The sequence below is a fragment of the Ruegeria sp. AWH4_226 genome (genome assembly GCF_056159225.1).
The window spans coordinates 2,564,597-2,591,488 of sequence record NZ_JBSWUU010000001.1; the positions used below are offsets into that span (position 1 = coordinate 2,564,597).

General features: G+C 57.3%; 28 protein-coding genes. 6 read left to right on the forward strand and 22 right to left on the reverse strand.

Annotation, left to right across the window (positions count from 1 at the left end; all coding sequences use genetic code 11):
- Window positions 1–6 precede the first annotated feature (6 nt).
- Complete coding sequence (locus ACXAET_RS12700) at window positions 7–255, reverse strand: EF-hand domain-containing protein (protein ID WP_475185454.1); 249 nt, start codon at window positions 253–255, stop codon at window positions 7–9.
- A 254-nt stretch (window positions 256–509) separates the two neighbouring features.
- Between ACXAET_RS12700 and ACXAET_RS12705 the strand changes: the two genes are divergently transcribed.
- The 3 genes from ACXAET_RS12705 (at window position 510) to ACXAET_RS12715 (ending at window position 2,690) form a co-directional block, all read left to right on the forward strand.
- Window positions 510–1,394: a LysR family transcriptional regulator gene (locus tag ACXAET_RS12705; protein ID WP_475185457.1), complete on the forward strand. Its 885-nt coding sequence runs from the start codon at window positions 510–512 to the stop codon at window positions 1,392–1,394.
- A gap of 213 nt (window positions 1,395–1,607) precedes the next feature.
- A complete protein-coding gene (locus ACXAET_RS12710; RefSeq protein ID WP_475185460.1) occupies window positions 1,608–2,084 on the forward strand; it encodes a pseudoazurin in 477 nt (158 codons plus the stop codon).
- A gap of 93 nt (window positions 2,085–2,177) precedes the next feature.
- Window positions 2,178–2,690, forward strand: a complete 513-nt coding sequence (locus ACXAET_RS12715) for a hypothetical protein (protein WP_475185463.1) — start codon at window positions 2,178–2,180, stop codon at window positions 2,688–2,690.
- Between the two features lie 133 nt (window positions 2,691–2,823).
- On the opposite strand, the gene ACXAET_RS12720 is transcribed toward ACXAET_RS12715, so the two are convergent.
- On the reverse strand, window positions 2,824–3,333 hold the full coding sequence (locus ACXAET_RS12720) for a DUF6647 family protein (RefSeq protein ID WP_475185468.1): 510 nt from the start codon (window positions 3,331–3,333) through the stop codon (window positions 2,824–2,826).
- 136 nt (window positions 3,334–3,469) lie between these two features.
- Between ACXAET_RS12720 and ACXAET_RS12725 the strand changes: the two genes are divergently transcribed.
- Entirely contained in the window at window positions 3,470–4,354 is an 885-nt protein-coding gene (locus tag ACXAET_RS12725; RefSeq protein WP_475187215.1) for a LysR substrate-binding domain-containing protein, read from the forward strand.
- Window positions 4,355–4,400: 46 nt separating this feature from the next.
- Here ACXAET_RS12725 and ACXAET_RS12730 read toward each other — a convergent pair whose 3' ends face one another.
- From ACXAET_RS12730 to ACXAET_RS12795, 14 genes are all read right to left on the reverse strand, one after another.
- Window positions 4,401–5,096 carry an alpha/beta fold hydrolase gene (locus tag ACXAET_RS12730; RefSeq protein WP_475185471.1) on the reverse strand — a complete coding sequence of 232 codons (696 nt, stop codon included), beginning with the start codon at window positions 5,094–5,096 and terminating at the stop codon, window positions 4,401–4,403.
- Complete coding sequence (locus ACXAET_RS12735) at window positions 5,093–6,217, reverse strand: cobalamin-independent methionine synthase II family protein (protein ID WP_475185474.1); 1,125 nt, start codon at window positions 6,215–6,217, stop codon at window positions 5,093–5,095. Before ACXAET_RS12735 ends, ACXAET_RS12730 begins: the two co-directional genes overlap by 4 nt.
- Window positions 6,218–6,227: 10 nt before the next feature.
- Window positions 6,228–6,830 (reverse strand): class I SAM-dependent DNA methyltransferase, encoded by a 603-nt coding sequence (locus ACXAET_RS12740; RefSeq protein ID WP_475185477.1) that lies wholly within the window; start codon window positions 6,828–6,830, stop codon window positions 6,228–6,230.
- Window positions 6,827–7,786 (reverse strand): cupin domain-containing protein, encoded by a 960-nt coding sequence (locus ACXAET_RS12745; protein WP_475185482.1) that lies wholly within the window; start codon window positions 7,784–7,786, stop codon window positions 6,827–6,829. Before ACXAET_RS12745 ends, ACXAET_RS12740 begins: the two co-directional genes overlap by 4 nt.
- A 153-nt stretch (window positions 7,787–7,939) precedes the next feature.
- Window positions 7,940–8,929 carry a nuclear transport factor 2 family protein gene (locus tag ACXAET_RS12750; protein WP_475185484.1) on the reverse strand — a complete coding sequence of 330 codons (990 nt, stop codon included), beginning with the start codon at window positions 8,927–8,929 and terminating at the stop codon, window positions 7,940–7,942.
- Window positions 8,926–9,969 (reverse strand): LacI family DNA-binding transcriptional regulator, encoded by a 1,044-nt coding sequence (locus ACXAET_RS12755; protein WP_475185490.1) that lies wholly within the window; start codon window positions 9,967–9,969, stop codon window positions 8,926–8,928. Before ACXAET_RS12755 ends, ACXAET_RS12750 begins: the two co-directional genes overlap by 4 nt.
- Window positions 9,969–10,733, reverse strand: a complete 765-nt coding sequence (locus ACXAET_RS12760) for an SDR family NAD(P)-dependent oxidoreductase (protein ID WP_475185492.1) — start codon at window positions 10,731–10,733, stop codon at window positions 9,969–9,971. The genes ACXAET_RS12755 and ACXAET_RS12760 overlap by 1 nt, the downstream gene beginning before the upstream one ends.
- Window positions 10,733–11,785, reverse strand: a complete 1,053-nt coding sequence (locus ACXAET_RS12765) for an ester cyclase (protein ID WP_475185496.1) — start codon at window positions 11,783–11,785, stop codon at window positions 10,733–10,735. Before ACXAET_RS12765 ends, ACXAET_RS12760 begins: the two co-directional genes overlap by 1 nt.
- Entirely contained in the window at window positions 11,782–13,113 is a 1,332-nt protein-coding gene (hisD, locus tag ACXAET_RS12770; protein WP_475185498.1) for a histidinol dehydrogenase, read from the reverse strand. Before hisD ends, ACXAET_RS12765 begins: the two co-directional genes overlap by 4 nt.
- A gap of 11 nt (window positions 13,114–13,124) precedes the next feature.
- The gene (locus ACXAET_RS12775) at window positions 13,125–13,655 is read right to left on the reverse strand and encodes an ester cyclase (protein WP_475185503.1); all 531 of its coding nucleotides are present in this window, start codon (window positions 13,653–13,655) and stop codon (window positions 13,125–13,127) included.
- A gap of 128 nt (window positions 13,656–13,783) precedes the next feature.
- Complete coding sequence (locus ACXAET_RS12780) at window positions 13,784–14,938, reverse strand: carbohydrate ABC transporter permease (protein ID WP_475185507.1); 1,155 nt, start codon at window positions 14,936–14,938, stop codon at window positions 13,784–13,786.
- 1 nt (window position 14,939) lies between these two features.
- Complete coding sequence (locus ACXAET_RS12785; RefSeq protein ID WP_475185510.1) at window positions 14,940–15,962, reverse strand: carbohydrate ABC transporter permease; 1,023 nt, start codon at window positions 15,960–15,962, stop codon at window positions 14,940–14,942.
- A 66-nt stretch (window positions 15,963–16,028) separates the two neighbouring features.
- Window positions 16,029–17,240: an ABC transporter substrate-binding protein gene (locus ACXAET_RS12790; RefSeq protein WP_475185516.1), complete on the reverse strand. Its 1,212-nt coding sequence runs from the start codon at window positions 17,238–17,240 to the stop codon at window positions 16,029–16,031.
- A 74-nt stretch (window positions 17,241–17,314) separates the two neighbouring features.
- On the reverse strand, window positions 17,315–18,361 hold the full coding sequence (locus tag ACXAET_RS12795; protein WP_475185518.1) for an ABC transporter ATP-binding protein: 1,047 nt from the start codon (window positions 18,359–18,361) through the stop codon (window positions 17,315–17,317).
- A gap of 153 nt (window positions 18,362–18,514) precedes the next feature.
- Between ACXAET_RS12795 and ACXAET_RS12800 the strand changes: the two genes are divergently transcribed.
- Entirely contained in the window at window positions 18,515–19,525 is a 1,011-nt protein-coding gene (locus ACXAET_RS12800) for a nuclear transport factor 2 family protein (protein WP_475185524.1), read from the forward strand.
- The gene (locus tag ACXAET_RS12805; protein ID WP_475185527.1) at window positions 19,522–20,385 is read left to right on the forward strand and encodes an amidohydrolase family protein; all 864 of its coding nucleotides are present in this window, start codon (window positions 19,522–19,524) and stop codon (window positions 20,383–20,385) included. Before ACXAET_RS12800 ends, ACXAET_RS12805 begins: the two co-directional genes overlap by 4 nt.
- Window positions 20,386–20,395: 10 nt before the next feature.
- On the opposite strand, the gene ACXAET_RS12810 is transcribed toward ACXAET_RS12805, so the two are convergent.
- The 6 genes from ACXAET_RS12810 to ACXAET_RS12835 form a co-directional block, all read right to left on the reverse strand.
- Window positions 20,396–20,848, reverse strand: a complete 453-nt coding sequence (locus ACXAET_RS12810; RefSeq protein WP_224891260.1) for an SRPBCC family protein — start codon at window positions 20,846–20,848, stop codon at window positions 20,396–20,398.
- 106 nt (window positions 20,849–20,954) lie between these two features.
- The gene (locus ACXAET_RS12815; protein WP_475185531.1) at window positions 20,955–21,767 is read right to left on the reverse strand and encodes an XdhC family protein; all 813 of its coding nucleotides are present in this window, start codon (window positions 21,765–21,767) and stop codon (window positions 20,955–20,957) included.
- Window positions 21,768–21,779: 12 nt separating this feature from the next.
- Window positions 21,780–22,967 carry a vWA domain-containing protein gene (locus ACXAET_RS12820; RefSeq protein WP_475185535.1) on the reverse strand — a complete coding sequence of 396 codons (1,188 nt, stop codon included), beginning with the start codon at window positions 22,965–22,967 and terminating at the stop codon, window positions 21,780–21,782.
- Window positions 22,967–23,833: an AAA family ATPase gene (locus tag ACXAET_RS12825; RefSeq protein WP_475185538.1), complete on the reverse strand. Its 867-nt coding sequence runs from the start codon at window positions 23,831–23,833 to the stop codon at window positions 22,967–22,969. The genes ACXAET_RS12820 and ACXAET_RS12825 overlap by 1 nt, the downstream gene beginning before the upstream one ends.
- Before the next feature lie 104 nt (window positions 23,834–23,937).
- Window positions 23,938–26,355, reverse strand: a complete 2,418-nt coding sequence (locus tag ACXAET_RS12830) for an aerobic carbon-monoxide dehydrogenase large subunit (RefSeq protein WP_475185540.1) — start codon at window positions 26,353–26,355, stop codon at window positions 23,938–23,940.
- Window positions 26,352–26,882: a (2Fe-2S)-binding protein gene (locus tag ACXAET_RS12835; RefSeq protein ID WP_475185541.1), complete on the reverse strand. Its 531-nt coding sequence runs from the start codon at window positions 26,880–26,882 to the stop codon at window positions 26,352–26,354. The genes ACXAET_RS12830 and ACXAET_RS12835 overlap by 4 nt, the downstream gene beginning before the upstream one ends.
- Window positions 26,883–26,892 lie beyond the last annotated feature (10 nt).

Sequence of the window (26,892 nt, forward strand, 5' to 3'; positions counted from 1 at the left end):
TCTGGCTTACTGATCGGTGATGGACGCGGGCAGAAGGTCGGCCTCAACGGCGGCCATCAATTCGACTTCGTTGGCGAATCCATCTGAGTTTGCGTCAATATCAAGGAAAATATCCTCGGTTATCTGAGGATACTTCGTCTGCAGCTCTGCCAAAGACGCCAACCCGTCGCCATCCATATCGGGATCGGCAGGCACGGCGAACGCAGGCAGAGCGAACAGCGGTGAGAGCAGAGTAACAATTGAAACTCGACCCATTTTTGGTCTCCGGGAAACATGGGCAGCTTGCCCGTTTCAGGGTTGGTGTAGCGCGCTGGTGTCGGTGCATAACCGGGTGTTCAGGTTGCAACGGCTCCGCAGGTCGGGATCTCCACTACAAAATGAACTCCGTTGATTGGTGTTCCGATCTGGTGGGGGCACTTTTGCGCTACGCCGGCACTATGACACAGTCGTATCGTATTGAATAACGAATTTATGTCGTCGATAATATCGGATATTCAAATAGGTGAACCGTGGATATAGAGCTTGCCCGAACATTTCTGGCCGTTGTTGAAACAGGCACCTTTTTTGATGCGGCAAACAAGGTGCACGTTACGCAATCGACGGTCAGTATGCGCATTCGAACGCTCGAGCAACAGCTGGGACAAGCGGTATTCGAACGCGGCAAATCGGGCGCAACCCTGACGCCGGCAGGGCGGCATTTTCTAAAGCACGCCCAAATACTTGTACGAACGTGGACGCAAGCAAAACTGGATGCGGGCCTGCCCGTGACAATGGCCGCCGCGCTAGAAATCGGGGCCGCTCCCAGCCTTTGGGACGGGTATCTTATCGAAGCCCTACCCGATCTAATGGCAGCACTGCCGGATGTCGCGATACGGGCATCGGCAGCGTCCCCTCAAACCCTGTCGCGCGAGATTTCAGAGGGCGGCCTTGACCTTGCTATCATGTACCGCCCTCGCAAAGCCTCCGGCCTCTCTGCCCTTCAACTTTTTCAGGATGAGTTTGTCCTGGTAAGCAGTGGACCAAACGAACTGCCGACTGAACTGGGTGAATCATACGTTCTGATAGATTGGGGCCCGGAATTCCGGGCTGACCATTTGCTGAATTTTCCCGAACTTGATGCGCCACGCCTGCAATTGGGGATTGGCACGCTTGGCCTTCAGTACCTGAGGTCTGTGCCCTCGGCCGGTTATTTTCCGCGACGTGTTGTTGAACCGGCATTGAGAGAAGGCTGGTTAAGCCTGATCGAGGAAGCCCCCCGATTTGCATATGCTGCCTACGCGGTATTCGACGAGGGCGAGGAAGAAGGATTTCCGGGGCAAGCCGCAAGACGGCTTCTCAACGCTGCAAAAGCGTTTGAAAACGCATCACGTACGGTTCGGCGGATCATTGACTAGGAACGTCAGACTGGTTCGATGCGTGAACAGCATTGGCCAAACCGGGCGTATCCTGCAGCCTTCAATCTAGCATTCGGGAAAAGGGTCCGATTAATGCCGGCCCGCATGCACACGACACCCGTGGTGCGCTAAACCGTCGCTATTTTCGGTTCCTCACCGGACTTCTCAACAGCGCTCGCTATCTGCTGTCAGATCAATAATCGGGAGACTGCTATGAAAACGACATTGCTCGCTATCGCACTCACTGTGGCATCTGCCGCACCTGCGCTTGCTGACATCATCGAGATCGAGATGTTGAACAAGAACGAGGACGGGGACCGAATGGTCTTCAGCCAGGAACTGATCCGTGCCGAAGTCGGTGACATCATCCGTTTCGTTCCAACTGACAAGTCACACAACGCTCAATCCGTTAAAGACGCGCTTCCCGAAGGACAGGAACCGTTCCGAGGACGCGTAAACCAGGCAATTGAGTATGAAGTAACAGAAACCGGCCTTACTGCTGTTGTGTGCTTGCCGCATCAGGCCATGGGTATGGTCGCATTGGTTGTAGTCGGGGATGACCTGTCAAACGCCGATGACATCCTCAACGCACGCGTGCCCGGAAAAGGTGGCGACAAGCTTGAGGCACTTGTGGAAGAAGCAAAGTCTTTGATCACCTCCGACGAAAGCGGCACTGATCAAAGCAGCTAAAGAAATGGCACAAATGGCAGCGGGACGCACAGGTCCTGCTGCACGATGGACGGAGAACCCAACACAGTTTCAGCAACATAAGGAAGGAATGACATGCCGAGCGACATGACGGTAAACTCAAACACATCGAAACGTCAGGGACTTGCACAAGTGGTCTATACGATTGGGCGGCGCAAGGGCCGGGTGCCCGGATTCGATTGGAGTGATCGCATCGCGCACTGGACAATCCGCATCCCACTCGCGGGACTACTGTTCTACTACGGCCAACAAAAGTTTCCGTCCGTGTTCACGTCACCGGGCGATTTTGGTGTACCGGCGGCATTGTACATTCTTGCCGCATTTGCTGAAATCTTTGGCGCTGCCGCACTGATCGTAGGTGGTGTGATCGAAACGTTCAGACCGCAACTGGGTAAGTTCCGGCTTGCTGGCGATGCCCTGACCCGTCTTGGAGGCTTTGCAGGTGTGGCAGCTGTTACCGGGGTCATCATTTATTTTTACTGGGGCGCGCTTACAATCGCTGACCTTCAAGTAATGGCCTTGGGTCTGTCAGCATTCATGCTTCTGCGCGGTAACAAATACGGGCGCAATGCCACACAGCGCGCCTGATGAAGCCAGCATGTCTTAAGAGTGCGACATCTAGAGCCTGACGCGCACATCGCGTCGGGCTTTATTAAAGGTGACGGTTGCCACTCAAAGCACGAAGTCTCATCCGCTCGCGGGGAAGGGCTGCCTGGATTGGTTAGTCTGCAACCCTGGGGTGGACGTCACGCGGTGCGCAGCTGGACGCAAGGATGACTGCAATCCAATTAACATCAAGGCCCATGCCGCGCTCAGCCAGCCAGTCCCTCTGCAAGGTGTAGGCGGTTTGCTCTTTGGCCGCGGGGCAATAGTAGTGTCGGTCGTTCTGACGGTGATGCACAAGCTCGTGCAGTAGCACCGATATGTCTTGTGGGTTTGATGCGTTCCACGGCAGAACCAACGTGATTTCACCGATCATTGGATCGTACAAACCGCGCGGTTCTGTCCCGATCATGGAAGCCAATTCGCCGGGGTCCGAAACGTCACTACGCTCCGCAAACACGATGCTGGCCGGTTCACGGGCGCGGGGAAGGTCCGAGGCGGCATCAATCCAAATGTGAAGCTCTTCAACCAACGCTGCCGAGATTTCCGGCGTGTCCGCAGTTGTCGCATTGGCCACAACAAAAAGCTGGGCGGCCGCGACCAGCGCGGCGCGTCTGAAAGAGGACATGGGCCCCTCCATTTGACAGGTGTGGATTTGCGGTAAGCTTAGCCGGCTGGTATGATTGCGGGCAAAAGATGGTTTTTCATCACCCAGTGAGGGAAATTCACGCGTGAAGAAACGGCAATTGCCTCCCTTCTCGGCTGTGAAAGCATTCGAGGCCGCGGCTCGACATCTAAGTTTCAAGGATGCCGCGCAAGAGCTTTGTTTGAGCCCCTCCGCAATTTCGCATCAAATCCGGGCCCTGGAAGACTATCTTGCAACGGCTCTTTTTCACCGTGAAAGCAACAGGATCAGTCTGACCGCCACGGGGCGAGGTTACGCAGGGCGGCTTACGCAATTGCTCGATCATCTCGACGACAGCACGCGGGCGGCAAAGGGTGACGAGGACGGGCAAACTCTGCGGGTATTGTCCACACCGGGCTTTGCGGCCCGCTGGCTTTTGCCACGTCTGGGACGATTTGAGCACGCGCAGTCCATTCGATTACGCATTGCAGAGGGTGCCCCTTCGACGGATTTTGCAACCAATGACGCTGACGTTGTCATCAAATGGCGCGATGACCCGGAAAATGGTGTTGATGTCACGCCTTTTCTGCGTTCGGCGCGCTATCCGGTCGCGTCACCATCGCTGCTGCAGCGCGAGCGCATCTCCCATCCGCGCGATCTGCTGCGTCTAACACTGTTTCGAGACGAAGTTGACGACCAATGGCCTGAATGGTTCCGCGCCGCAGGCGTTGTGGCTGAGCTTTCGGATGGTGATCCTGTCTATCCAAACTGCGAATATGCCTCGACCGCGGCAGAGGCCGGTTTGGGCATCTCGCTGGCCTACGAAGTCGTTGTGCGGGCGACGGTTGAGGAAGGTCGGCTTGTCAGACTGTTCGACGCCACGACGCTTCCATTCACTATCTATGCTATTGCGACACAATCAGCGCGACGGGCGGATCCCCTCATCAGGTCCTTCCATGATTGGCTTCTTTTTGAAGCCAGAGATCACAAGGCCTCAGAAACGCTGATTAAAGCCGCCAATTAGATTAACGAGCGGACGCTGCAGCACTTACCCTGCGCGTCGGGTCGTATCATGTGGCTTCCAACCACCTGATCAGGGCTGCTGTCGTATCATCAGGTTTTTCCAAAGTAGGCAGGTGCCCGGCCTCTTCTATGATTTCCAATATGCTGTTTGGCAGAAATTCATGCATCAACCTGTGCCGCTCGACCGGGCACAGGCCATCCTCGCGCCCGCACAGAACCAGTGCGGGACCGGTATAGGTTTTCAGGGTCTCACCCTGGTCGGGGCGATCCATCAAAGCGCGCGATTGGCGCAGAAATACATCGGGACCAAGATTCATCGCCATGGCCATGCACAGGTCCAGGATGGCACCCCGGTCGGGGCCATCGGCCAGATAGTTGGGCTTCATCTCATCCCGCATCACCTGGCGCAGTTGGCCCGCCTTCACCGCAGCCATCTGCGGCCCACGACGCGCCTTGATCTGCGTCTTTTCGGCCAGCGGGTTGGTGTCCAGCAGGGCCAACCGCTCAACCCGCTCTGGTGCCTGCCGCACCACCTCCATCGCCACGATGCCACCCATGGAAAGACCCGCCAGCGCGAAAACTGGCGGTGCATTGGACAAAACTTCGGCCGCCATCGCCTGCACGCTGTCCTGCGCCGAAAGTGGAAAAGTCATCAATGGCCGCGAACCCGACAGAGCGGCGATCTGCGGCTGAAATAACCGCGCGTCGCACATCATTCCGGGTAAAAGAACCAGCGGAGTCATGCCCGGGCCAGCTTTGCGCCCTCAGACAATGCTGTCAGCTTGGCATAGGCGATATCCGGATCCACCGCACCAAAGCCCGCGAAGGTGCCAAAACCGCAATCACTACCTGCAATCACACGGTTTGCGCCAACGATATCGGTGAACCGTTCAATCCGCTGCGCCACCAGTTCGGGATGCTCAACAAAGTTCGTCGTGGTATCGACGACACCGGGAACCAGAATCTTATCTTCGGGAATCTCGCCCTTGCGGTCACGGAACACCGTCCACTCATGCGCATGGCGCGGGTTCGAAGTTTCGAACAAAACATAGCGAGACTTTGTGTTCATCAGCGTCGTGAACACCTTGTCCATGGCAATGTCGCAGCAATGCGGGCCTTCATAGTTTCCCCAACAGATATGCACCCGCACCCGATCCTGCGGTACATTCTGCAACGCATGGTTCAGCGCCTCGACATGCATATCCGCGATCTTGACGAATTCCTCGTCTGTCAGGTCGGTGAACAACATATGGCGCGACAGGGCAAGGTCGGGACAATCCAATTGGATATCCAGACCGGCGGCCACGATGGATTCGTACTCATCCTTCATCGCATCCGCCAGCGCGGCCAGATATGCGTCACGCGTGGGATAGAAATCATTTTGCAGGAAAAGCGAAATCACGCCCGGAGATGCCGCGTTCATAAATCCGCGCTCGGCCCCGTGCTGCGCCATGGCGGCCTTGAGGTTCGCGATATCCTTCTCCAGCTCTCCCTGCCCCTTTGAGCGCACCTCGCCGGTACATTGGGGCCGCGCGTATTTAGGTGTGCCACCGTCATCGGCCAGCCGTTTCAGAAAGCCCGGGAACATCTTCAGATCAGCCGGAGCATTGCGCGGGCTGTCGCCTGAAAATCCGGTATAGCGATCCTTGACATAGGTGGCGTAGGATATCTTTGATGTCTCGCCATCACTGACGATATCCACGCCCGCCTCAACCTGTTTGCGCACCGTCTCAGAAACGGCTTTCGACATGCACACGTCAAAAGCGGCCTGATCGAAAGGCTCTTCACGTTCGCGGGCAAAGATAAAATCGACCACCTCTTGCGAGCGCGGCAAAGACCCGACATGTGTTGTTTTTACAGGCATGGCCCCTCCGTTACATCTTGCGCGCCATCAGAACTGTATGGCTTTGGGTTTCCGGATCTTTTGCCAGAAAGCCGGTCATGATCATCCCGTTTTCCTCAAGACAAGTCGCATAGCCTGCGGGCGAAAGGGACGCGTGATACACCGCCTCACCGCCGACTGTGCCGTGTTCCTCACCGGCGCTTGGGCCTACGGTCAGCATCAGCATACCGCCCGGGCGCAGATGGCGTGACATTCGGGCGATACAGCTTGTCTGCTCATCAGCCGTCAGGTGAAAAAAGCTGTTCCAGGCGATGATCCCATCAAAGGTCTGGTTCAGCTCAAAATCGCGCATATCCGCTTGCCGCCAATCGCAATCGGGCCAACGGCTTTGGGCAATCTCTAGCATGGCGTCCGAGAAATCGACGCCGGTGACAGTGAACCCCTCGGCCATGAACCAGCGCGCGATGGGTTCACCCGTGCCGCAGCCCAGATCCAGAACGTGATCGCCGGGTTTCAGACTGGCGGTGAAGCGCGCAAGCCAGCGCGCTTCGAACAGAACCCGCGAACGTTGCTCATCATAGGTTCTGGCCTGCCGGTCATAGACGGCGCGGGTATTGTCGGGATCAAGCGTCATCCGACCCAGGTGGCTCCGGCGGGATCGTCGGTTGCCGTGATCCGATACAGACCTGCCTGCCCGGTCATAGACGGCGCGACTCTGTATGCCTCACCCGGCATGACCAGCACGGTATCACCGTTGGACAGTACTGTCTCGTACCCGTCGACAGAGATGCGCCAATGGCCACTGGCTGGCATCAGAACCACTGGCCTATCGGCCTTGACCGCTTCGGTGACGGACGAGCCACGGGTCAGGAAATCAACCTCAAAACCCGGTTTGTCCTTGATGATACCAGTTTCGCCGATCACCAGCGCCGGTTTGTCTGCTGCCAGCGCCATCAAGTCCCAGTATCGGGCCACGTATTTGCCAACTACAGCATCGACTGGAACCTCGGGATAGTTTTTCAACTCTTCTTCGGTCAAAACAGGCATCGGGCGGACATTGTGCGGCAGGTCCTGACCCTTCTTGCTGTCGTACAAGACGCCATTGTCACCCAGCATCAGACCATGCGCCTGTGCGTCCTGGATAACTTGCGGTGCCCATGTGACACCCCCGCCCGCATCATCGCCGCCAAGGATCGACATAATCATCCCGTAGTCCTGACCCACATTTTCGAAACCACGGAAGATACCGGTAGGAATGTTGAAAATGTCACCCTCTTCGGCAATGAACTCACCCGCCGTCCCATAGCGGCCCCAGAAAAACCGCCAGCGTCCTTTGGCAACGAAAAACACCTCGGCTGTGGTGTGGCTGTGCAGCGAGTTGCGGCATTTCGGCGGCTGACCCGCCGCACCGATGTTAAAGCCGATCTTGTCGGTGATATGTACGTGCTGATCCGGCGACTCCGACACGCCGCCACCGATGATGGTAAAGTTTTCCTTTTGATCGCTGCCCGGCGTATGCGCATCGATAAAGGCGGTTTTACAGGGCTGCAATTCGCCATAGCGGACGATGCGTTGTTGAATGGTACTCATGACTGTGTCTCCTTGGGATTGAGGGGTGTGATGGGATCAATCCGCACCCCCCGGAGGACGATTGTTCAGACGCCGCGCGCGCAGCGACGCGCGGTGCGCATGATATCTCTGCGCCGCCTGACTAGAGTTCAGTGATGATACCATCGCGGTCACTCAGCCTTCGCCGCCTTGCAGTAGAATCTGTTTCCAGACCGAGGTTTCGTCAAACAACGTGTATTCGCGGCGCAATTGCGGATGGCCCGTGATCAACTCGCCAAACTCGGCATGGCTGATGCCCAGAACATAGACCTGCGCACCAGTCGGCGCACCAAAAACACCCCACCCGTCATGCTTGCCCCACAAGCTCCAACGCACGGCGGCACGAGGGGCCATGTTCGGATCGTCGCGACCGATCTGGTGTTCGATTTTAAACTCGGCATTCGGAAAGCTGGCGCGCAGGCCCATCCAGAACCGATCCACCGAGTTCCACCCGTGGCCCGTGACACCGCCGACATATTCGGACTGCACGGCGCGGTCATACTCGGCCTCGATCACGCGCATATCGGCGCTCATGATCCGGGTCAGTATATCGGCATAGCGCTGACCCCATTCATTGTCGTTGCCAGTGCCAGTGTAGGGTCCGGGATTATCGGTTTCGGGCGTCAGGGGTTTGACGCAGGTGTCCGGCCCACCTTCGCGCGCGATCAGGTCTGCGGCATATTCCTTGGGGTCCCAACCCATTTGCCGCACGATGGCACCCTGATCACGGATCAGCCATTCATCGTTGATCTGATTGTCTATGGCATGGCAATCCGCCAGAATCCGGTAGCGCAGCTTGGTGCCGGTTGGCCTGCCATACACACCTTCGGCCAGATGCGTCGCGGTCGAGATAATCCGGTGAGAGCTCAGCATTCCGTCTTCGGGCGTGCCGGACCAGATCACATCCTCGCCCAGAAGCTGCCGGTCAGGAAACTCGGCCAGCGTCGCCATGGTTGCGCCGATGACATTCTGGTTGCCCACGACCACCGACGCGGGCGACCGTACAACGATATCCTCGCTGTAATAGTCATGCAGTGTGGCTATACCCCGGTCTTCCCAGATTTCCTTGGTGATACCGATGATGTAATCCGGAAAATCCCGGAACTTCGGATCGAAGCCTTTCATGTCTCTGTCCTTTGTGGTGTCCACCCCTTTGGCAACCGGGCCGAGGTCCGCACGACCAATGGCCCATCAATGGCCACCTTGCGCGGCTCGATCGTCGCAGGGGAGTCGATATGTTCAAAAAGTGCGGCCACGGTTTCGGCCACCATCATGTTGGCCCGCTGCCGGATTGTCGTCAGGTTATAGGCGGGCCAACCTGCGGGCGGCACGTCATCATAGCCCACGACCGAGACGTCCTCGGGCACGCGCAGGCCAAGTTCAAAGCGGATCACATCCATCACCGCCAGGGCCATATGATCGTTGGCAACAAATACGGCATCCGGCCTTTTATTGGGGTCTACATCGAACACCCTGCGCGCGGCGGCGCGGGCGTTTTCGGTGTGAAACTCACCAACCTCATGGGCATACAGGTCATGCCCGACCGCGTTCAGCGCCGCGCGAAATCCGGCCTCGCGGTCACGCTGAGTCGAAGCGCCCTGCCAACCTGCGATGTAAGCAATCCGTTCATGGCCCCCCGCCACCAGGAACTCGGCCACCTTGCGACCCCCCGCGTAGTTATCGGACGTGACGGTGGTGATCCCTTCGATATCCTGGCTGCGGTTGAACAGAACCACCGGAACGCCCGCCTGCTGGCAGCGCATGGCTATGTCCGATGACATGGGGACCGAGGCCAGAATGACCCCGTCCACCTGATAATCCAGGATTTCATCCATCACATCGTCGATATTCCCGGCCGAGCGTGAAGCCATGAAAATCAAAACGTGGTAGCCCCGCTCTTGCAGGGCATTCGAAAGCTTCTCAAGCGCTTCGGGATAAAAGTAATTGTCCAGATACCCGACCACCAAGCCGATGATGCGGCTTTTGCCAGACACCATCGCCCGCGCCAGAACGTTAGGACGATAGCCCAGTTTTGCTGCAGCCTCGCGCACCTTTTCTTCGGTCTTTTTGCTGACCGACGCACCGGGGGTGAACACCCGGCTGACCGCCGACTGGCTGACACCGGCCAGTTGTGCAACCTGAAGAGAGGTGACTTTCTCGGGCATCAGTCCGCCGTCCACCCGCCGTCAATCAGCATCGAAGTCCCGGTGACAAGCGCCGAGGCGTCCGAGGCAAGATACGTGACCGCACCCATGATGTCCTCTACCTCACCCACACGGTCCAGCTTGATTTTCTCAAGGATCCAGGCGGCCCGTTCGGGATTGTCAAAAGTCGATTGGGTCAGAGGCGTGCGAATAAAGGTCGGGCAGATTGTGTTGATCCGAATGCGCTGCTTGCCCCATTCGATCGCCATGGCTTTGACCATACCCTCAAGCCCATGCTTGGTTGCGCAGTAGAGCGCCCTGTCAACACCGCCCACGTGACCCATCTGGCTTGAGATATGAATGATCGACCCTGGTCTGCCCGCGGCCATCAGTGCTTTGGCTGCATAGGCCGACAGGAAATAGGCGGACCGCAGGTTTACATCCGTAACGGCGTCAAAATCCTCAGGCGTCGTCTCAACCGCCGGGCTGTGGCGCGCGGTTCCGGCAGAATTCACAACCACATCAAACACACGGCCTTCGAACAGGTGTTTCAGAGCGTTCAGATCACCCTGATCCAAGACCGCGGCCTCGGCTGACCAGCCCTGCCCTTGCAACGCGGCAACAGTGTCGGCCAAGCGGTCGGCACCGCGCGCGGCACAGACTACGTGGGCGCCAGCCTCGGCCAGCGCCACGGCACAGCCCTGCCCGATCCCCGAGGACGCTCCAGTTACAAGGGCGGTTTTATCCTTTAGCGAAAACGAAGGAGTACGGGGCAGGTCAGTCATCAGCTCATTCCATCAGGCGTTTCAATACGGCCCAGATTCCGGGCCTTGTTGAATTCCCGCAGACGAGCAAAGACGTCAACGCCAAGCTGCCGGTAAGCATCCAGAATATCGACAAGCACCCAGTTTTCACGGATACGGCCGTTTTCCAGCCGCCAGAAGTCGAGGCTGCGCATGGTGATCTTTTTGCCGGAAGGCGCGATCCCCATCCAGCCATCATGCGTCACCGTCTGTATCATGTTCGGCCAGCCGGTCACCGCCGCATATTCTCCATCGCCAAAGAAGTGATAGGTGATGTCATCCACGTACTGCCCGCGATCCGGCATGCCGTTCAGGAACGGAATCTGGTGCCAATTGCGGAAACCCGCGTAGCCGCGCCCGGTGCCGATGCCCGATGGGCCGTACCAGTTCATCCGCGGATGCCAGAAACGCTCCATCTCCATAACTTCAGGTCCACCTTGCGAGGGGTGCTTTTTCAGGTGTTCCAGCATGTCGATAATGTGCTGACAGGTCGCCTTGCCCTTGGCCGCATCATAGGGACCGGGCACAAGACCGTCCTGTGTCGCCGGTCCGGGCACATGCCATTCATGACCAAGGCTGGGGGCCATCGGCCAGGCGTTTGCCTGCATCATCACCTCAGGAATGTCCCAAAGCGCCTGAACCTCAACAATCTTGCCGTCCACAAACCGGAAGAATTCATGGAACCGCATGGTCACTTGATGACCCGTCGGTGGGATATCCAGCCACGGACCCGTGAAAGTACCGGTGTAGTAACCTCCACAACCGACCCAATCGGCGCCATCTTCATCCGGTCCAGCCATGACGATATAGTCGCGCCGTTCCAGATCGGGCCAGGCATCCAGAAGATCCTTGTAGGCGCGGTCATAGAATGCGTCGCTGCCAATGCTATCCCCCAAAGGATGGCACAGGTGAAATACGGCATCGTTAGCCGTAACCTCAGCCAGCGCTTCGCGAACACCGGCCTCGGAAAAGTCGTACATCGCGGCCCTAAGCGGCGCGATCAGGGCCTTGTGTTGGGTATGCGGGTCATTCATTCAGCGGCATCCCGATAGGGGGCAGGTTCGCCATAGGGGACATTTATGCCGCCATATCTGCGCACGCGAACATTGCATTGCTCAGCATGGCCAACAAATCCTTCGAGCATGCACAAGCGTGACCCATATTCACCGATCAGCGTCGCCGCCTCATCCGTCAGCACTTTCTGATAGCTGTGCGTCTTGAGGTACTTGCCTACCCAAAGTCCGCCGGTATAGCGCCCGGCTTTCTTCGTTGGCAGGGTATGGTTTGTTCCGATCACCTTGTCCCCGTTCGAGACATTGGTGCGCGCACCAAGGAACAACGCGCCGTAGCAGGTCATGTTTTCCAGAAACCAGTCATCGCGGTCGGTCATCACCTGAACATGCTCGGACGCGATGTCATCGGCGACCTGCAACATCTCGTCATAGGTGTCGCAGACAATCACTTCGCCGTACTCGTCCCATGACACTTTTGCAGTGCCAGCCGTTGGCAGGATGCCAAGCAGGCGATCAACCTCGGCCATGGTGTCCTCAGCCAGTTTGAGCGAATTGGTCAGCAGCACGCAGGGGCTGTTATAGCCATGCTCAGCCTGACCCAGCAGGTCGGTTGCACAAAGCTCAGCATCCGCAGCGGTCTCGTCGGCAATCACCATTGTTTCGGTGGGGCCTGCGAACAGGTCGATACCGACACGGCCGAACAGCTGACGCTTGGCTTCGGCCACGAAGGCATTGCCGGGGCCGACCAGCATGTGAACGGGGTCGATCGTCTCGGTCCCAAGTGCCATAGCACCGATGGCCTGAATGCCGCCCATCACATAAATCTCATGCGCCCCGCCCAGATGCATGGCAGCAATCACCGCCGGGTTTGGCTTGCCGTTGAACGGCGGCGTGCAGGCGATGATCCGAGGCACACCTGCGACCGAGGCCGTCGCCACCGACATATGTGCCGAGGCCACCATCGGAAACTTACCGCCGGGCACGTAGCATCCTACCGACTGAACCGGGATATTCTTGTGGCCCAGAATGACACCGGGCAATGTCTCAACCTCAATATCCAGCATTGAGTCGCGCTGCGCCTGCGCAAAGTTGCGCACCTGTTCCTGCGCGAACTTGATATCAGCCAATTCGCGGTCAGTCAGTTGACCAATGAGATCGTCGATCTCCTGCTGCGACAGCCGGAACGAGGGCGGAGAATAGCTGTCGAACTTCTCGCTCAGTTCACGCACAGCGGCATCGCCGCGGGTTTCGATGTCTTTCAGCGTGGCTTCAACAACGGCCCGTGTCTTGGCGTCATCCTCGGCCCGGTCGGCGTCAGACTTCCCGCGTTTCAGATACTTGATTGTCATGTTTCCAATCCTCAGTTTTCGGGCCGAGGCGGAGTTTTTTCGCCCCGGTCAAATGCTTCCCAGCCTTGTCCGTTGAACACGTCCACGCCCAACTGCGCCGCAACATGGGCGAAATCGACATTCACCCAATTGTCCACGATCTTGCCGTCGACCACTTTCCAGAAATCCATGTACCGAATCTCGACCCGTTTACCTGTCGGGGCGATACCCAGAAACTCGCCTGAATGAGTGGCCTCCTGACGACCAAACGCAGCCGCCCATTCACCCATGTACAGCCGGGCTTCGTCGATACAGGTCTTGTCCGAGAACGCCGCCTGAAACGGGCGCTGCCAGTTGTTCTGAAACTCCTTCAAGCCGGTCTTGGTGCCGCAGCCCTGGTTGCCCATCCATCGAAAACCCTGCGAAAAAAACTCGCCGATATCGTCAATTCGGTGGTCGTTCAGCCCATCGACCATGGTTTCGATGACATGGCGTGTTTCTTCCGTCTTGCTCAGGTCCGTGTCGCGGGTCAAAACCGCTTGTTCGGGGCGGGAGCCTTTCATTCTTCATATCCTTTCAGGTTGTTCAGGGATGAGTTTTGAGGAGAAACCCCCAAAGCTCAGGAAGTCCCTTGGCAACCTGTTTAAGGCAGGATGGCGCGCCATGGCGCTGTGTCGGGCGTGGTTACTCATCAGCCTTTCACGGCTCCGGCGGTCAGGCCGCTGACGATTTGGCGTTGGAAGATCAGAACAAGAAAGATCAGCGGTGCAGTGATCGATACGGCAGCCGCCACGGCGACGACCTGATCGGTAGTCGTCGTTTCACGGTTGAACATACCAACAATGGCCGGAACCATCGTCTGGTTTTGCGCGTCCAGAAGCAGGGACGTAACCAGAAAGTCGTTATATGCCAGCAGGAAGCTGAACAAACCCGTGGTGATCACACCCGGCCACATCACCGGCATGATAACACGCCGGAACGCCTGAAAGTGACTGCAACCATCAACCCGCGCGGCCTCATCCAGTTCGGACGGGATGTTCTGGAAGAATGATCGCAGCATCCAGATGGTAAAGGGCTGGTTTATCGCCACAAGTACCGCAATGACGGCAAATGGTTTTCCGTAAAGCGTAGGCGCGTTTTCCCCAAGGATCGGGGCCAGCCATTCCGCCGATGAGATAAAGACCGGCAGGTAACCCGAAACCAGAACCGAAGGGGGCAAAGCCCGGAAAATCAGCGCAACAATCAGGATCCAGAACGCCAATGTCGAGCCGGAGCGCGCCAGCCCATACCCGGCCAGTGTACCCACGGTCAGTGACAGCGTGACAACTCCAGTCGTTACGATCAGCGAGTTTTGGAAATTGCTGGAAAAACCGCGGTCGATCCAAACTGTTTTGTAGTGCTCGGTGGTCAAACCCAGCACATCTTTTCCGAGCGGGCCGAAAATCGGGTTCAGCACCCCCAGAACTGCGGGCAGGATTACGAAAAACACCAGCAGGAAGCCGACGATCACCACCAATACACCAATCACCCATCCAAACCACGCTTGTCCGGGTTTGGTGTATGACCTGACCATCGAGGGCAGCGTTTTCGTTGAAACAAGGATGGCGCCCCAGAAAACCGCGATACCCGCAATAATATCGAGTATCGATATTCCCTGCCCTTTGGCCAGTGTTGCTGGCCCAAAGATGACGTTCAGCGCATTGCTGTCAAAAGCATCTACCGGCGATTTGAAGCTCATGACCGTAATCCAAAGGATCGGAAACACGGCCACGATGCACCAGAATGCAAGGAAGATGTTCGACGTCAGCCTTAAGCTGAGGGGTTGGCGAAGCGCACGTGAAGACATCTCAGTGACCTCCTTTATGATCACGCCATGTCCGGCGCAGCGGGAAGATAAGCAGGATGACGACGCCGATCATGGTCAGCATGGCACTGGCCGAGGCCCGGCTGATCGACCGGTTGCCGGCCTGATCTGGCACCAGGAAGTCGTAGGTCAGCCATTGCAGCGAGATGACATAACCCTGGCTTGAGAAGCCGACGATTTCTTCAAACACCCGGTAGCTGTCCATCAGGTGGATCATCGACACAAAAATGATCAGCGGCATCAGATGCGGGATCACGATGTACTTCATCCGCTGCCAGCGGGTCGCACCGTCGATGACCGCGCTTTCAAGGCTGTCCTGGTTGACGGTCTGCAATCCGGCATAGAACACGATGGCAGCAAAGGGCGCGACGTGCCAGACACGGTAGACCATCATCAGGATCTCGATCGTCCAGGCCTGTGCAAACAAAGCGATGTCGCGGTTCAGCCATGTCTCAAGCATCGCGGTCAGAATACCATCGCCCCGAAACAGCCAGTTGATCGACAGTACCCCAATCACAGGCGTGATAATGAAAGGCAGCAAGGAGACGAAAATCACCGGCCCGCGAATGGCCCGGGCAGCGTTGTTGATCAGGACCGCAATGCCCAGACCGCACCCAATCACCAACGGCAATGTTATCAGTGTGAACGTCAGAGTAAAACGCAAAGCCTTCCAGAAGTTAATCGTGGACAACACGTTCCATTCGCCATTGCTGATCGCGCGCCAGGCCCGTTCAGGCTCAAGCACATTACGATAGCTTTGCAGCCCTACGTATTCAGTTTGGGTGATGATCTCTCCGTGCTCGTCCAGTTTGGGCTGAGAGACTTGTTCCGTTATGCAAGTCTGTGTCAGAAAACCGGGCGTACAGGTTTCTATCTCTACCGTCTCATAAATCGGTTGCGTGATATAGAAACTCTGGATGAACACGCTGATCAGCGGGTACGCGATAAAGAGAAGCATCATAAAGACAGAAGGGCCGACAAAGGCGGCAAATGTCCGGGAATTCATGGCTCTGCCTTTCTCATGGTTCTCAGAGGGAAGGCGCAGGAGGGCCGTAGCCCTCCCGCGGGAGGATCAGTTTGTGATCAGACCGGCTTCTTTGGCGGCGGTTGTATAGTCCGCCTCGATATCGGCCAGTGTTGTCTGGGCGTCCTTGGCACCGGTCAGGTAATCGGCCAGGCCGTTGCCCAAGGCGGTGTGCATGATGCCCATCGGTCCCGACGCCGGATAAGCCTTGGCGCCCGCTTCGGCAGATGCGGCTGCACCTGTGGCCAGCTCACCTGCGGAATAGGCAGGGCTTAACCAGACGGCGGCATCATTGTTGGCACGAACCGTATCTTCATCCATGCCCTCAAGCGCCACGCGGAAAGCGGCATCAGCTTCTTCATCGCTCATATTGGTGGCAAAAACGACCCCGTCCCACCAAACCGTGGTGGCAGGAGCAGCCGATCCCATCGGGGCCGCCGCCATCGTAACCTTGCCAACCACCTGGCTTTCGGCCTCATCATTCATTGCAGCCGCACGGCTGGCCCACAGGTTCGCCATGGCGATCTTGCCTTGCTGAAACTGCTGCTGAACGTAGGTGGAGTCTGACACGAGGTATTCAGGGTCCATGTATTCAGTCATGGCCTTCATCATTTCCAGCGCCGCGACACCCTGGTCGTTATTGATAGCGGGCATGTTGCCTTCACCGAAGAACTCACCGCCTTCTCCGAGGTACATGTTGACGAATTCCTGGCCAAGGTTCCAACCGGTCTTGAACGTGCCGCCAATCGGATATTCCATGACGCCTGCCTCTTTGATCTTGGCAGCAGCAGCCAGAACATCTGCGTACGTCTTGGGCTCTTCGATACCTAGATCGGCCAAAACATCGCTGCGATACATCAGGTGCTGGGCATTAACCATCATCGCAATCGCCATGGTTTTGCCGTCCACCTTGATCAACTGGTTCGGCAGAAGGTTCTGGCCGTATTTTTCGACCAGGTCATCCACCGGACGAATGGTTCCTGCATTGAGCAGGGGCACCAGTGTCGCGTTCGAGACACCGCCAATCTGATAAAGCGCCGGATCGGCTGCAAACGCTTCGGGCTGCTTTTCGCGGAACTCTTGGTCCAGCGAAGCGCTGAAGTTGCCGCATTCAGCCATCGCATCGGTCACGGCTTTCCAGGCTTCGAACCCTGCCGAAAGCGATTTCAACGGCACGTCATTTTCAAAGGCGCAATCGGCCCACGCGCCACCAGCGGCAAGGGACATGGCACCTGCCATGAAAAGTGATTTGAGTTTCATGCGTTTCTCCCTGTCAGGATCGGTCCGTCGTCGACGTCCGGACCGGTGTTATGCCCGAATGGGCTGTTTTGGGGTTACTCCCCAATCCGCGCACCGCTTTCAGCTTCAAAGAGGTGACAGATTTCTGTTGGCACCGAGAACGAGACCGGCTCGCCAATCTCGGCGCGGAAAGATTTATCGGCCTTGACTGAAACAAGGGCACCGCCAACCCGGACCGAGATCATGGTCGCGTCACCCAACAATTCCAGCGTGTAGATCGGTGCGGAGATTTCACCATCGCCCTCGGCAAGGCTGGCGTCTTCGGCACGAAAGCCCAACGTCAACGGGCCGTCCGGCGCGTTCACTGGAATCTCCACATGCTTGGTACGGAACACACCGCCCGAAACCTCACCATCCATCAGATTCATCGCGGGCGAGCCAATAAAGCTGGCGACGAATGTATTGGCGGGCCTGTCGTAGATTTCGGTCGGGCTGCCCACTTGCTGCACGACACCCTGCTTCATCACCACGACACGGTCGGCCAGAGTCATGGCTTCGATCTGGTCATGGGTCACATAGATGGTTGTTACCGCAAGTTCATGGCTGAGGTTCTTGATCTGTGCGCGGGTCGAAACCCGCAGCTTGGCATCAAGGTTCGACAGCGGCTCATCCATCAGGAAGACGTTGGGTTCACGCACAATGGCGCGGGCCAAAGCCACACGCTGACGCTGACCGCCCGACAATTCAGCGGGCTTGCGATGCAGGAATTCATCCAGCTCGACCATTGCGCTGGCGCGGCGAACCTTTTCGTCATGGGTCGACGGATCGATCCCGCGCACCTTCAGCGGAAAGCGGATGTTCTCGTAGACGTTCATGTTGGGATAAAGGGCATAGCTTTGGAACACCATCGCGACATCGCGATCCTTTGGCTCCAGATCGTTGACGACCTTGCCGTCCACAAGAATGTCGCCCTCGGTTACGTCCTCAAGACCCGCAATCATACGCATCGTGGTTGTCTTGCCGCACCCTGACGGACCCAGAAGGACCAGGAATTCGCGGTCAGCGATGGTCAGGTCGAAATTGTGAACCCCCACGAACGAGCCCCAGCGCTTGCCGACGTTGCGCAATTGAATTTCCGCCATGGTGCCCCCTGCAAGGATTCGATTTGCATACGTTTGCAAAACTGTAATTCGGATATATCAAATCAGGCAAGACTTTTTTGCATACGTATGCAAGTATAAGCCCGAACACCGAGTCGGATTTACGGTTTTCAAACCTCAAACTACTGAAATGAAATGGAAAGCACTGTGGGATTCCAAGCCGAAAAAAAGTTGATCCTGTCCTTCTACGACGCACTCGACAGTGCAAGCGGGGCCGACCTCACCGCCGTAATGACCCGCTTCTGCGCGCCGAATCTGCTGTGGCGCGGCTTTCATCCGTTTAACGAGATCACCGGCCCGCAAGAGGTGGCACGCAGGTTCTGGCAGCCCTTGAAACACAGTCTCACACGGTTGCAGCGGCGGCAGGATATCTTTTTTGCAGGCGCCAATTCACTCAGCGATGACGGCGTATGGGTGGTGTCGATGGGGCACCTCATGGGTCTTTTCGATGCGGCATGGCTGGGGATTCGCCCCACTGGCAAGATGGCGTTTCTGCGTTACTGCGCATTCCACAAGGTCGCGGACGGTCAGATCACTGAAACCGCAATGTATTTCGACATTCCGCACCTGATGGTGCAGGCAGGTCAGAATCCGTTTCCGCCGCAAACCGCAGCGCATCTGGTGCAGCCGGGACCGATAACCCATGACGGTTTGCTATTCGAAGACCAACCCGCAGATGAAGCGCAAAGAACGCTGAACGCCATCAACGCTATGATCTCGGATCTTGGGCAATGGGACAGCGGCCTATCCCTGACCGACGAGCTGGCGCGCACATGGCATGACGATATGATCTGGTGGGGTCCCGAAGGCGTCGGTGCTACCTATACGATCGAACGCTACGCGCGGCAGCATTCCGGCCCGTTCCGCGCGGCTTTTGCAGAGAGGACGAAAACTAAGCATGTCTGCCGCCTTGCCGAAGGGCACTATGGCGGTTTCTTCGGCTGGCCGAATTTTACGGCTGTACCTTCTGGCGGCTTCATGGGAATGCCCGCCACCGGAAAACCCGGTGAGTTCCGCGTAATCGATATCTATCGCCGGTCAGGTGACAAGCTGGCTGAAAACTGGATTTTCATCGACCTTCTCCACTTCTGGAACCAACAAGGGGTGGATATTCTGACCCGCACGACAGGGATTGAAACACCATGAGGGTCGACGCACATCACCATCTGTGGGATCTGAGCACTGTCCACTATCCCTGGCTGATGGAAAAGGGTGCCGTGCGTTTTTTCGGTGATCCAACGCCGATTCAGCGCGACTATCTTCTGCCCCAGTTTCGCAGTGATGCCGCGGGGTTTGATGCCTCAGTCCATATTCAGGTCGGCGCGTCCGACCCATGGGCCGAGGCGCAATGGATACAATCCGTTGCCGACGAAAACCCTGACTGGCCGCTTGTGCAGGTCGCGTTTTGCGACCTGACTTCGGATGATCTGAGCGCACAGCTTGACCGCCTGCAAACACTGCCGTCTGTGCGCGGTGTGCGCCAGATCATCGGTCGCGCACCGGGTGAGGACCAAATGTCCGGCACAAATGACCTGCTGGATAACCCCAAGTTTCTGGACGGGCTGAAGCAGCTTGGCGATCATGACTTAAGCTTCGATCTGCAACTGCTGCCGGAACTGATGGAACACACCGCAAGCGTTTTGGCGCAATCCCCCGCGACCCAAGTGGCGCTGTGCCATGCAGGCTCACCCCATGATCGGTCAGCTCAGGGGCTGGAAAGCTGGTCGCAAGCACTGCGGAACCTTTCGGGTCTGCCGCAGGTCATTTGCAAACTGTCTGGTCTTGGTATGTTTGATCACAACTGGAACGCTGACAGCGTCAGGCCAATCGTCGAAACATGCCTGAGCCAATTCGGGGCAAATCGCTGCATGTTCGGGTCAAACTTTCCAGTGGATAGCCTCTCCTCCACTTATGCGGAACTGTTTGACCGACATACCGCTCTGGTTCCCGAAAAACAGCACGACCAGATTTTCGGGGCGACGGCCCGCCGATTTTATCGCATGTGATTGGCGATGGTCAGGAAACCGACTGTTCCGAAACGATCTCACCAAATCGCGTGAAGAACTTGCCTGATAACTTCTTGGCTGTTCCGGCGATCAAACGGCTGCCAAGCTGAGCGATCTTGCCGCCGACATCGACCTTGGCGGTATAGGCCAAAATCGTTTCCGATCCGTCCTCGGTCAGGGTGACATCGGCGCCGCCCTTGGCGAAACCCGCTGCCCCGCCTTTACCTTCACCGGTCAGCGAAAACCTCTCAGGCGCGTTGGAATTGTCCAGTGTGACCTCACCGGCGAATTTTGCTTTGACCGGACCGATCTTGAGAACAACCTTCGCGGCAAGTTCCTCGGGTGAGTTCTGGGTCAGCTCTTCGCACCCCGGAATACACTCCTGCAGTATTTCGGGGTTGTTGAGAGCGCGATACACAACATCACGCGGTGCTGCGATGCGGATTTCATCACTCAGTTCCATTCAGATTTCCTTTGTTCAGCAACATCTCGGATAGACCAAAAGTGCAGTTTCCGTCGCTTCTTTCGGCGTTTGCTCAGGGCGCGGGGGCCACAGGACCCGCAGGCGGTTAAGCGCGTTTCTCATCATCAGACGCCTCCGTCGTCTTATCACTGTTTCGCCACAGCACAATCTCGGCCAGGATCGACAAGGCAATTTCGTGCGGATCAATCGCATGGATATCCAGCCCCGCAGGTGATTTTAGCCGCCCTGCCCGCACCGGGTCCAACCCCTGAGCGATAAGTTTCGTCATCAAAGTATCAGCCTTTTGGCGGCTGGCCACCATGGAAACGCGCAAAGCATCGGTTTGCAGCGCGGCTTTCAGGGCCGCGGCATCACTTCGACCCTGAGAGGCAACCACAACGTAGTCGCGCGCCTCGACGCCCAACTGCCCGATGGACTCCGGTGTAAAGCGCTGAAAATCCCCTTCAATCTCGGCACTTTCGCTTATGCAAACACGGAACCCTGATAACGCCCCATGCGCAGCAAGCGCCGTGGCAATCAGCGACTCGCCAAAGATCACAAGCCTTGGTGCGTGTTGATAAGGTTCCACAAGCAGATCGACAGTACCACCTGACGGGCAGCCGCTTTTGAATGTCTGCACGCCATCAGGATCGGTCATTTTCACCACCTTGTCTGAAGGTTTCACACGGATCATTCGCGGCGCACCACTGCTCAAGGCCTCCTGAGCCGAGGCCCGGACAGCCCGTTGAACGCAGGCCCCGCCAAGATGCCCCAAAATGCGCCCGTCCCGAGTGATTGCGGCTTTGGCCCCTGCCTTGGCCGAGGTTGCATCCGCCGTTCGTAACACCGTAGCGACGCAGAACGCCTCATCCGTTTTGCGTAACTGCTCGATGGTGTCGAAGATGTCGAAACTTCCCATATTAGACTCCTCTCACAGCTTTCGGAACTGCGGCTCTAGCGCTGCCAAGGCTTCAAGCGTGTTCGCAGGTAGATGCGCATCCAGGTAGGGTTTGGCCTCCTGCATCGCGGCAGCGATGGGCTGATAGTCTCGCCAGCCTTTTAGCGGGTTCAACCAAACGATCCGCCTTGCCTTGCGGCGGATACGCGCCAGTACATCGCCCAGCGCCTTTGGATCCGAACTGCAATACCCATCCGATAGGATCAGCACGATGGTTCGACCATTCAACGCCCGCGCACCATAGCCTGTCAGAAAGGTGTTGAGGCTCCCCGAGATATCGGTTCCACCGCCGAACCCTTCGGCCATCAGCGACAACCTCCCAGCCGCGCGCAGAGTATCGTGGTCGCGCAAGGCGTCTGTGACCCGCATCAGGCGCGTGTGAAACAGATAGGCATCCGCCTGCGTCCCGCTGCTGATCAACCCTCTGAGGAAGGCCAGAAAGACACGCGAATAAATGGTCATCGACCCACTGACATCACACAGCGCCACGATCTTCATAGGGCGCGGTGGACGAGCGCGGTGAAAGAGGTCAATCGGCTCTCCGCCCCGCGCGAGACTGGCGCGTTGAATACGACGAATATCCAGCGCCGGGCCGCGAAGCGCCTGTTTACGTCTGCGTGAGCGCCTGTCGCGAATTGCACGAGCGATCGCAATAGCGGCCTTTTCTGCCTTCAATAGGCTCTGTTCGTCCATCAACTCGCGCAGGTCTTGACGCGATAGGTCGGCCTGACGGGTTGCAACAAGCTTCCCGTCTATCCCCGTGGCCGACCTATCGCGCGGATCAGCTGTGGCCCTCTGATCCGTATCCGAGTTCGCACCCTCTTCTGTCTGGTCGTTTTGTTGCCAGATCATTGGCTTTGCGGTTTGAACCCGGACATGTGACGTCTGTGCCGCACCTTTGCGTTGTTTGCCCATGTTGAACCAATAAGCATCGAACAGGTCATCAAATCGGCGCCAGTCTTCGGAATCGCCTGCCAAAACGGCGCATAGGGCTTGCCGCGCTTGCCGTACGTCGGTCGCGTTGACCGCAGCCAGGGCAGCCAACGCATCCCCTGTTTCCCGCGGCCCGACACGCAAGCCATTCATGCGTAGATGAGCGATAAACCCCGAAATACGGTCAGAAAGACCGTCGGCACGAGAGGGGAAACGCGTAACCTGCATCACGCCACTTTCCCGATAAGCCGATCCATCACCTCGGGCGGGGCCGCATCATAGTCGGCGGCGGTTTTCAGCAGGCAGACAAGCGTTGCCTGCACCTCATCCCTTGATTTGGCAAGATCGTTGACCCCCAATCCGGACAGCGCCGCAGCCCAGTCCAGCATCTCGGCAATGCCGGGGGTTTTCTCAAGCTCTTCTTTCCGCAGCGCTTGCACGACACCGATGATCTGGCGAGCCAGTCTTTCCTCGACCTCCGGCATCCGAGCGCGCAAGATGGCAAGTTCCGTATCACGTGACGGGTAATCCAGAAAACTGTACAGACACCTGCGCCGCAAGGCGTCGGACAGATCCCGCGTACCATTCGCGGTGAGAATGACGATAGGTTTAACCCGTGCCGAAATCGTGCCCAACTCGGGTATCGTGATTTGGAAATCGGACAATATTTCCAAAAGATACGCTTCGAACTCCTCGTCCGCCCGATCAATCTCATCAATCAGAAGTACCGGGGGGTTGTCTTCTGATATAGCCTCTAACAAAGGTCTTTTCAGTAAGTATTCATCAGAAAACAGCTGTGCTTCACTGGTCCCACCCTGCGCTTCACTGGCCCGAATCGCTAATAGCTGACGTTGATAATTCCACTCGTAAATGGCGTGACTGGCGTCTAGCCCTTCGTAGCATTGCAGGCGGATCAATCGAGTATCGCGCCAAGCCGCCAGCGCCTTGGCCACTTCGGTCTTGCCCACACCCGCAGGACCTTCCAGCAACAAGGGCCGGCCGAGGCTATCTGCCAGATGCAGGGCCATTGCCAGCCGGTCATCGGCTACATACCCCTGCTTTACCAATCCGTTCTTTACGTCACTCAGCGTCACAACCAGGATCCATTCTTCATCTGGTCAAAAATATCCCGGGGGAGGTTCGGAGGGGGTAGAACCCCCTCCGTTTGATCGGACCGGCTAGGCCGGTTCGAAACCGATTACCTGTGCATCCCAAGCCCATTCGCGATTTTCCAGATCCGCCAATGGTCATGCGGCATGTGGCTTTGAACCAGCCCGAACGGCTTGAACGCATCATGAACCGCATTGGAAAATGCAGGCACGCCACCTACATTCGGGCTCTCCCCCACGCCCTTTGCACCAATCGGATGGTGTGGTGAGGGCGTAACGGTGTGATCGGTCGTGTAGTTAGGCGTTTCCCATGCAGTTGGAAGGAAGAAATCCATCAACGTACCGGTTTTCACATTGCCCATGTCATCATAAGCGATCTCCTGACCCATTGCGATAGCCAGCGCCTCGGTCACGCCGCCATGGACTTGGCCTTCGATGATCATCGGGTTGATCCGGGTACCGCAATCATCCAGCGCGTAGAATTGCCGGACCTCCCATTCGCCGGTATCCACGTCGATCTCCATGACGCAAATATAAGCTCCGAACGGATAGGTCATGTTCGGCGGATCATAGTAGCTGACGGCCTCCAAACCCGGCTCAAGCCCTGGAATAGCCTGATTGTAGGCAGCGAAGGCGATGTCCTTCATGGTCTTGAACCGCTCGGGCGCGCCTTTGACGGCGAACCGATCCACGTCCCATTCAACATCGTCGTCATGCACCTCAAGCAGATAGGCCGCGATCATCTGTGCCTTGGCGCGGATTTTGCGTGCCGCCATGGCCGTTGCCGCTCCGGCCACAGGCGTGGACCGAGACCCATATGTGCCAAGCCCATAAGGCGCGGTGTCGGTGTCGCCTTCCTCCAGCGTGATGTCATCGGCGGGCAGGCCGATCTCACTCGCGATGATCTGGGCAAAGGTCGTGGCATGGCCCTGACCCTGGCTGATCGTCCCCAGCCGCGCGATGGCCGACCCTGTTGGGTGGATGCGAATCTCGCAACTGTCAAACATGCCCAGCCCAAGGATGTCGCAGTTCTTTACCGGCCCAGCGCCCACGATTTCCGTGAAATGCGTCAGGCCAATGCCCAACAGTTTACGAGTGTTGCCAGCTTTGAAATCCTCGATCCGCTGCGCTTGCTCCGCCCGCAGACCTTCATAATCGACCGCCTTCAACGCCTTGTCCCACGCGGTATGATAATCGCCCGAGTCATATTCCCAACCCAGCGCAGACTGGTAAGGGAACTGATCGGCCTTGATGAAGTTGATCCGGCGCAGCTCGGCCGCGTCCATGTTCAGCTTGATGGCCAGAACCTCGATCATGCGTTCGATGAAATAGGCCGCCTCGGTGACGCGGAAGGAACAGCGATAGGCAACCCCGCCCGGAGCCTTGTTAGTATAAACGCCGTCCACAGCCAGATAAGCGGTGGGAATATCATAGGATCCGGTGCAGATATTCATGAACCCAGCTGGAAACTTGGTCGGATCAGCGCAGGCATCGAACCCGCCATGATCCGCTGTTGTATGGCACCACAGCCCCGTGATCTTGCCATCCTTGGTGGCCGCGATCTTACCCTGCATCCAGTAGTCGCGAGCAAAGGCGGTGGTCATCAGGTTCTCCATCCGATCCTCGACCCATTTCACCGGCTTACCGGTCACGATCGAGGCCACGACCGAGCAAACATAGCCCGCATAGGCGCCGACCTTGTTACCGAACCCACCACCGATATCGGGGCTTATGACACGGATATTGTGCTCGGCGATGCCTGAGATCAGAGACACAACCGTTCGGATCGCGTGCGGCGCCTGAAATGTGCCATAGAGGGTCAGCTTACCCGTCACCTTGTCCATCGAGGCCACGCAGCCGCAGGTCTCCAGCGGACAGGGGTGAGTGCGGTGGTAGTAAACCATTTCCTCGGCGACCACATCGGCCTCAGCCAGAATGGCTTCGGTCGCGTCCTTGTCGCCCTGTTCCCAAGTGAAGATGTGATTGTGATGCTTACGCGGGCCGTGCGCGCCTTCGGTCTGGCCTTCAAGGTCTTCGCGCAACACCACGTCTGACTTCAACGCCTCGAACGGGTCGGTCAGAACCGGCAGTTCCTCGTATTCGACCTCGACCAGCTCGACCGCGTCCGCCGCGATGTATCGGTCTTCGGCGACCACATAAGCCACCTCCTGGCCTTGGAACAACACTTTACCATCCGCAAGTACCATCTGCTTGTCACCTGCCAGAGTAGGCATCCAGTGCAAACCCAACGGCGCCAGATCTTCGGCGGTCAAAACCGCAACAACACCGGGCAATGCCAGCGCTGCCTCTTTGTTCACGCTGACCACGCGGGCGTGCGCATAGGGCGAGCGGACAAAGTCGCCGAACAGCATCCCGTCCAGCTTAATGTCATCGACATAATTTCCCTTGCCTTGGGTAAAGCGCACGTCTTCGACACGCTTTCGGGCGCAGCCCATCCCTTTGAGGTTGGCAGTGCGTTCTTCGGGGGTCAAAGTCTGGTCGTTCATTCCGCGGCCTCCACTTTTGTTTGCCCTACCGCTTCGCTACCTGAGGGCTCTTGAGCGTTCAGAATGTCAGCCGAGGCCGAGATCGCCTTGACGATGTTTTGGTATCCGGTGCAGCGGCACAGATTCCCGGCCATGCCAAAGCGAATGTCTTCTTCGGTCGGGTTCGGGTTTTCCTGCAGCAGGCGATGCGCGCGAGTGATCATGCCCGGCGTGCAGAAACCGCACTGAAGCCCGTGATGTTCGCGGAACATTTCTTGCAACACCCCAAGGCTACCATCGTCATTGGCTAACCCTTCGACGGTGGTGATATCGGCCCCGTTCACCTGCGCCACGAAGGTCGTACAGGATTTGACGGACTTACCGTCTATATCCACAGTGCAGGCCCCGCAGTGGCTGGTCTCACAGCCGATATGAGGACCGGTAATTTTCAGATCTTCCCGCAGGAAGTGGATCAACAGCGTGCGCGGCTCGGCCAGTCCTTCGACCTCTTTGCCGTTCACGGTGAGTTTGACATGCATTTTCGACATTTCTTTCTCC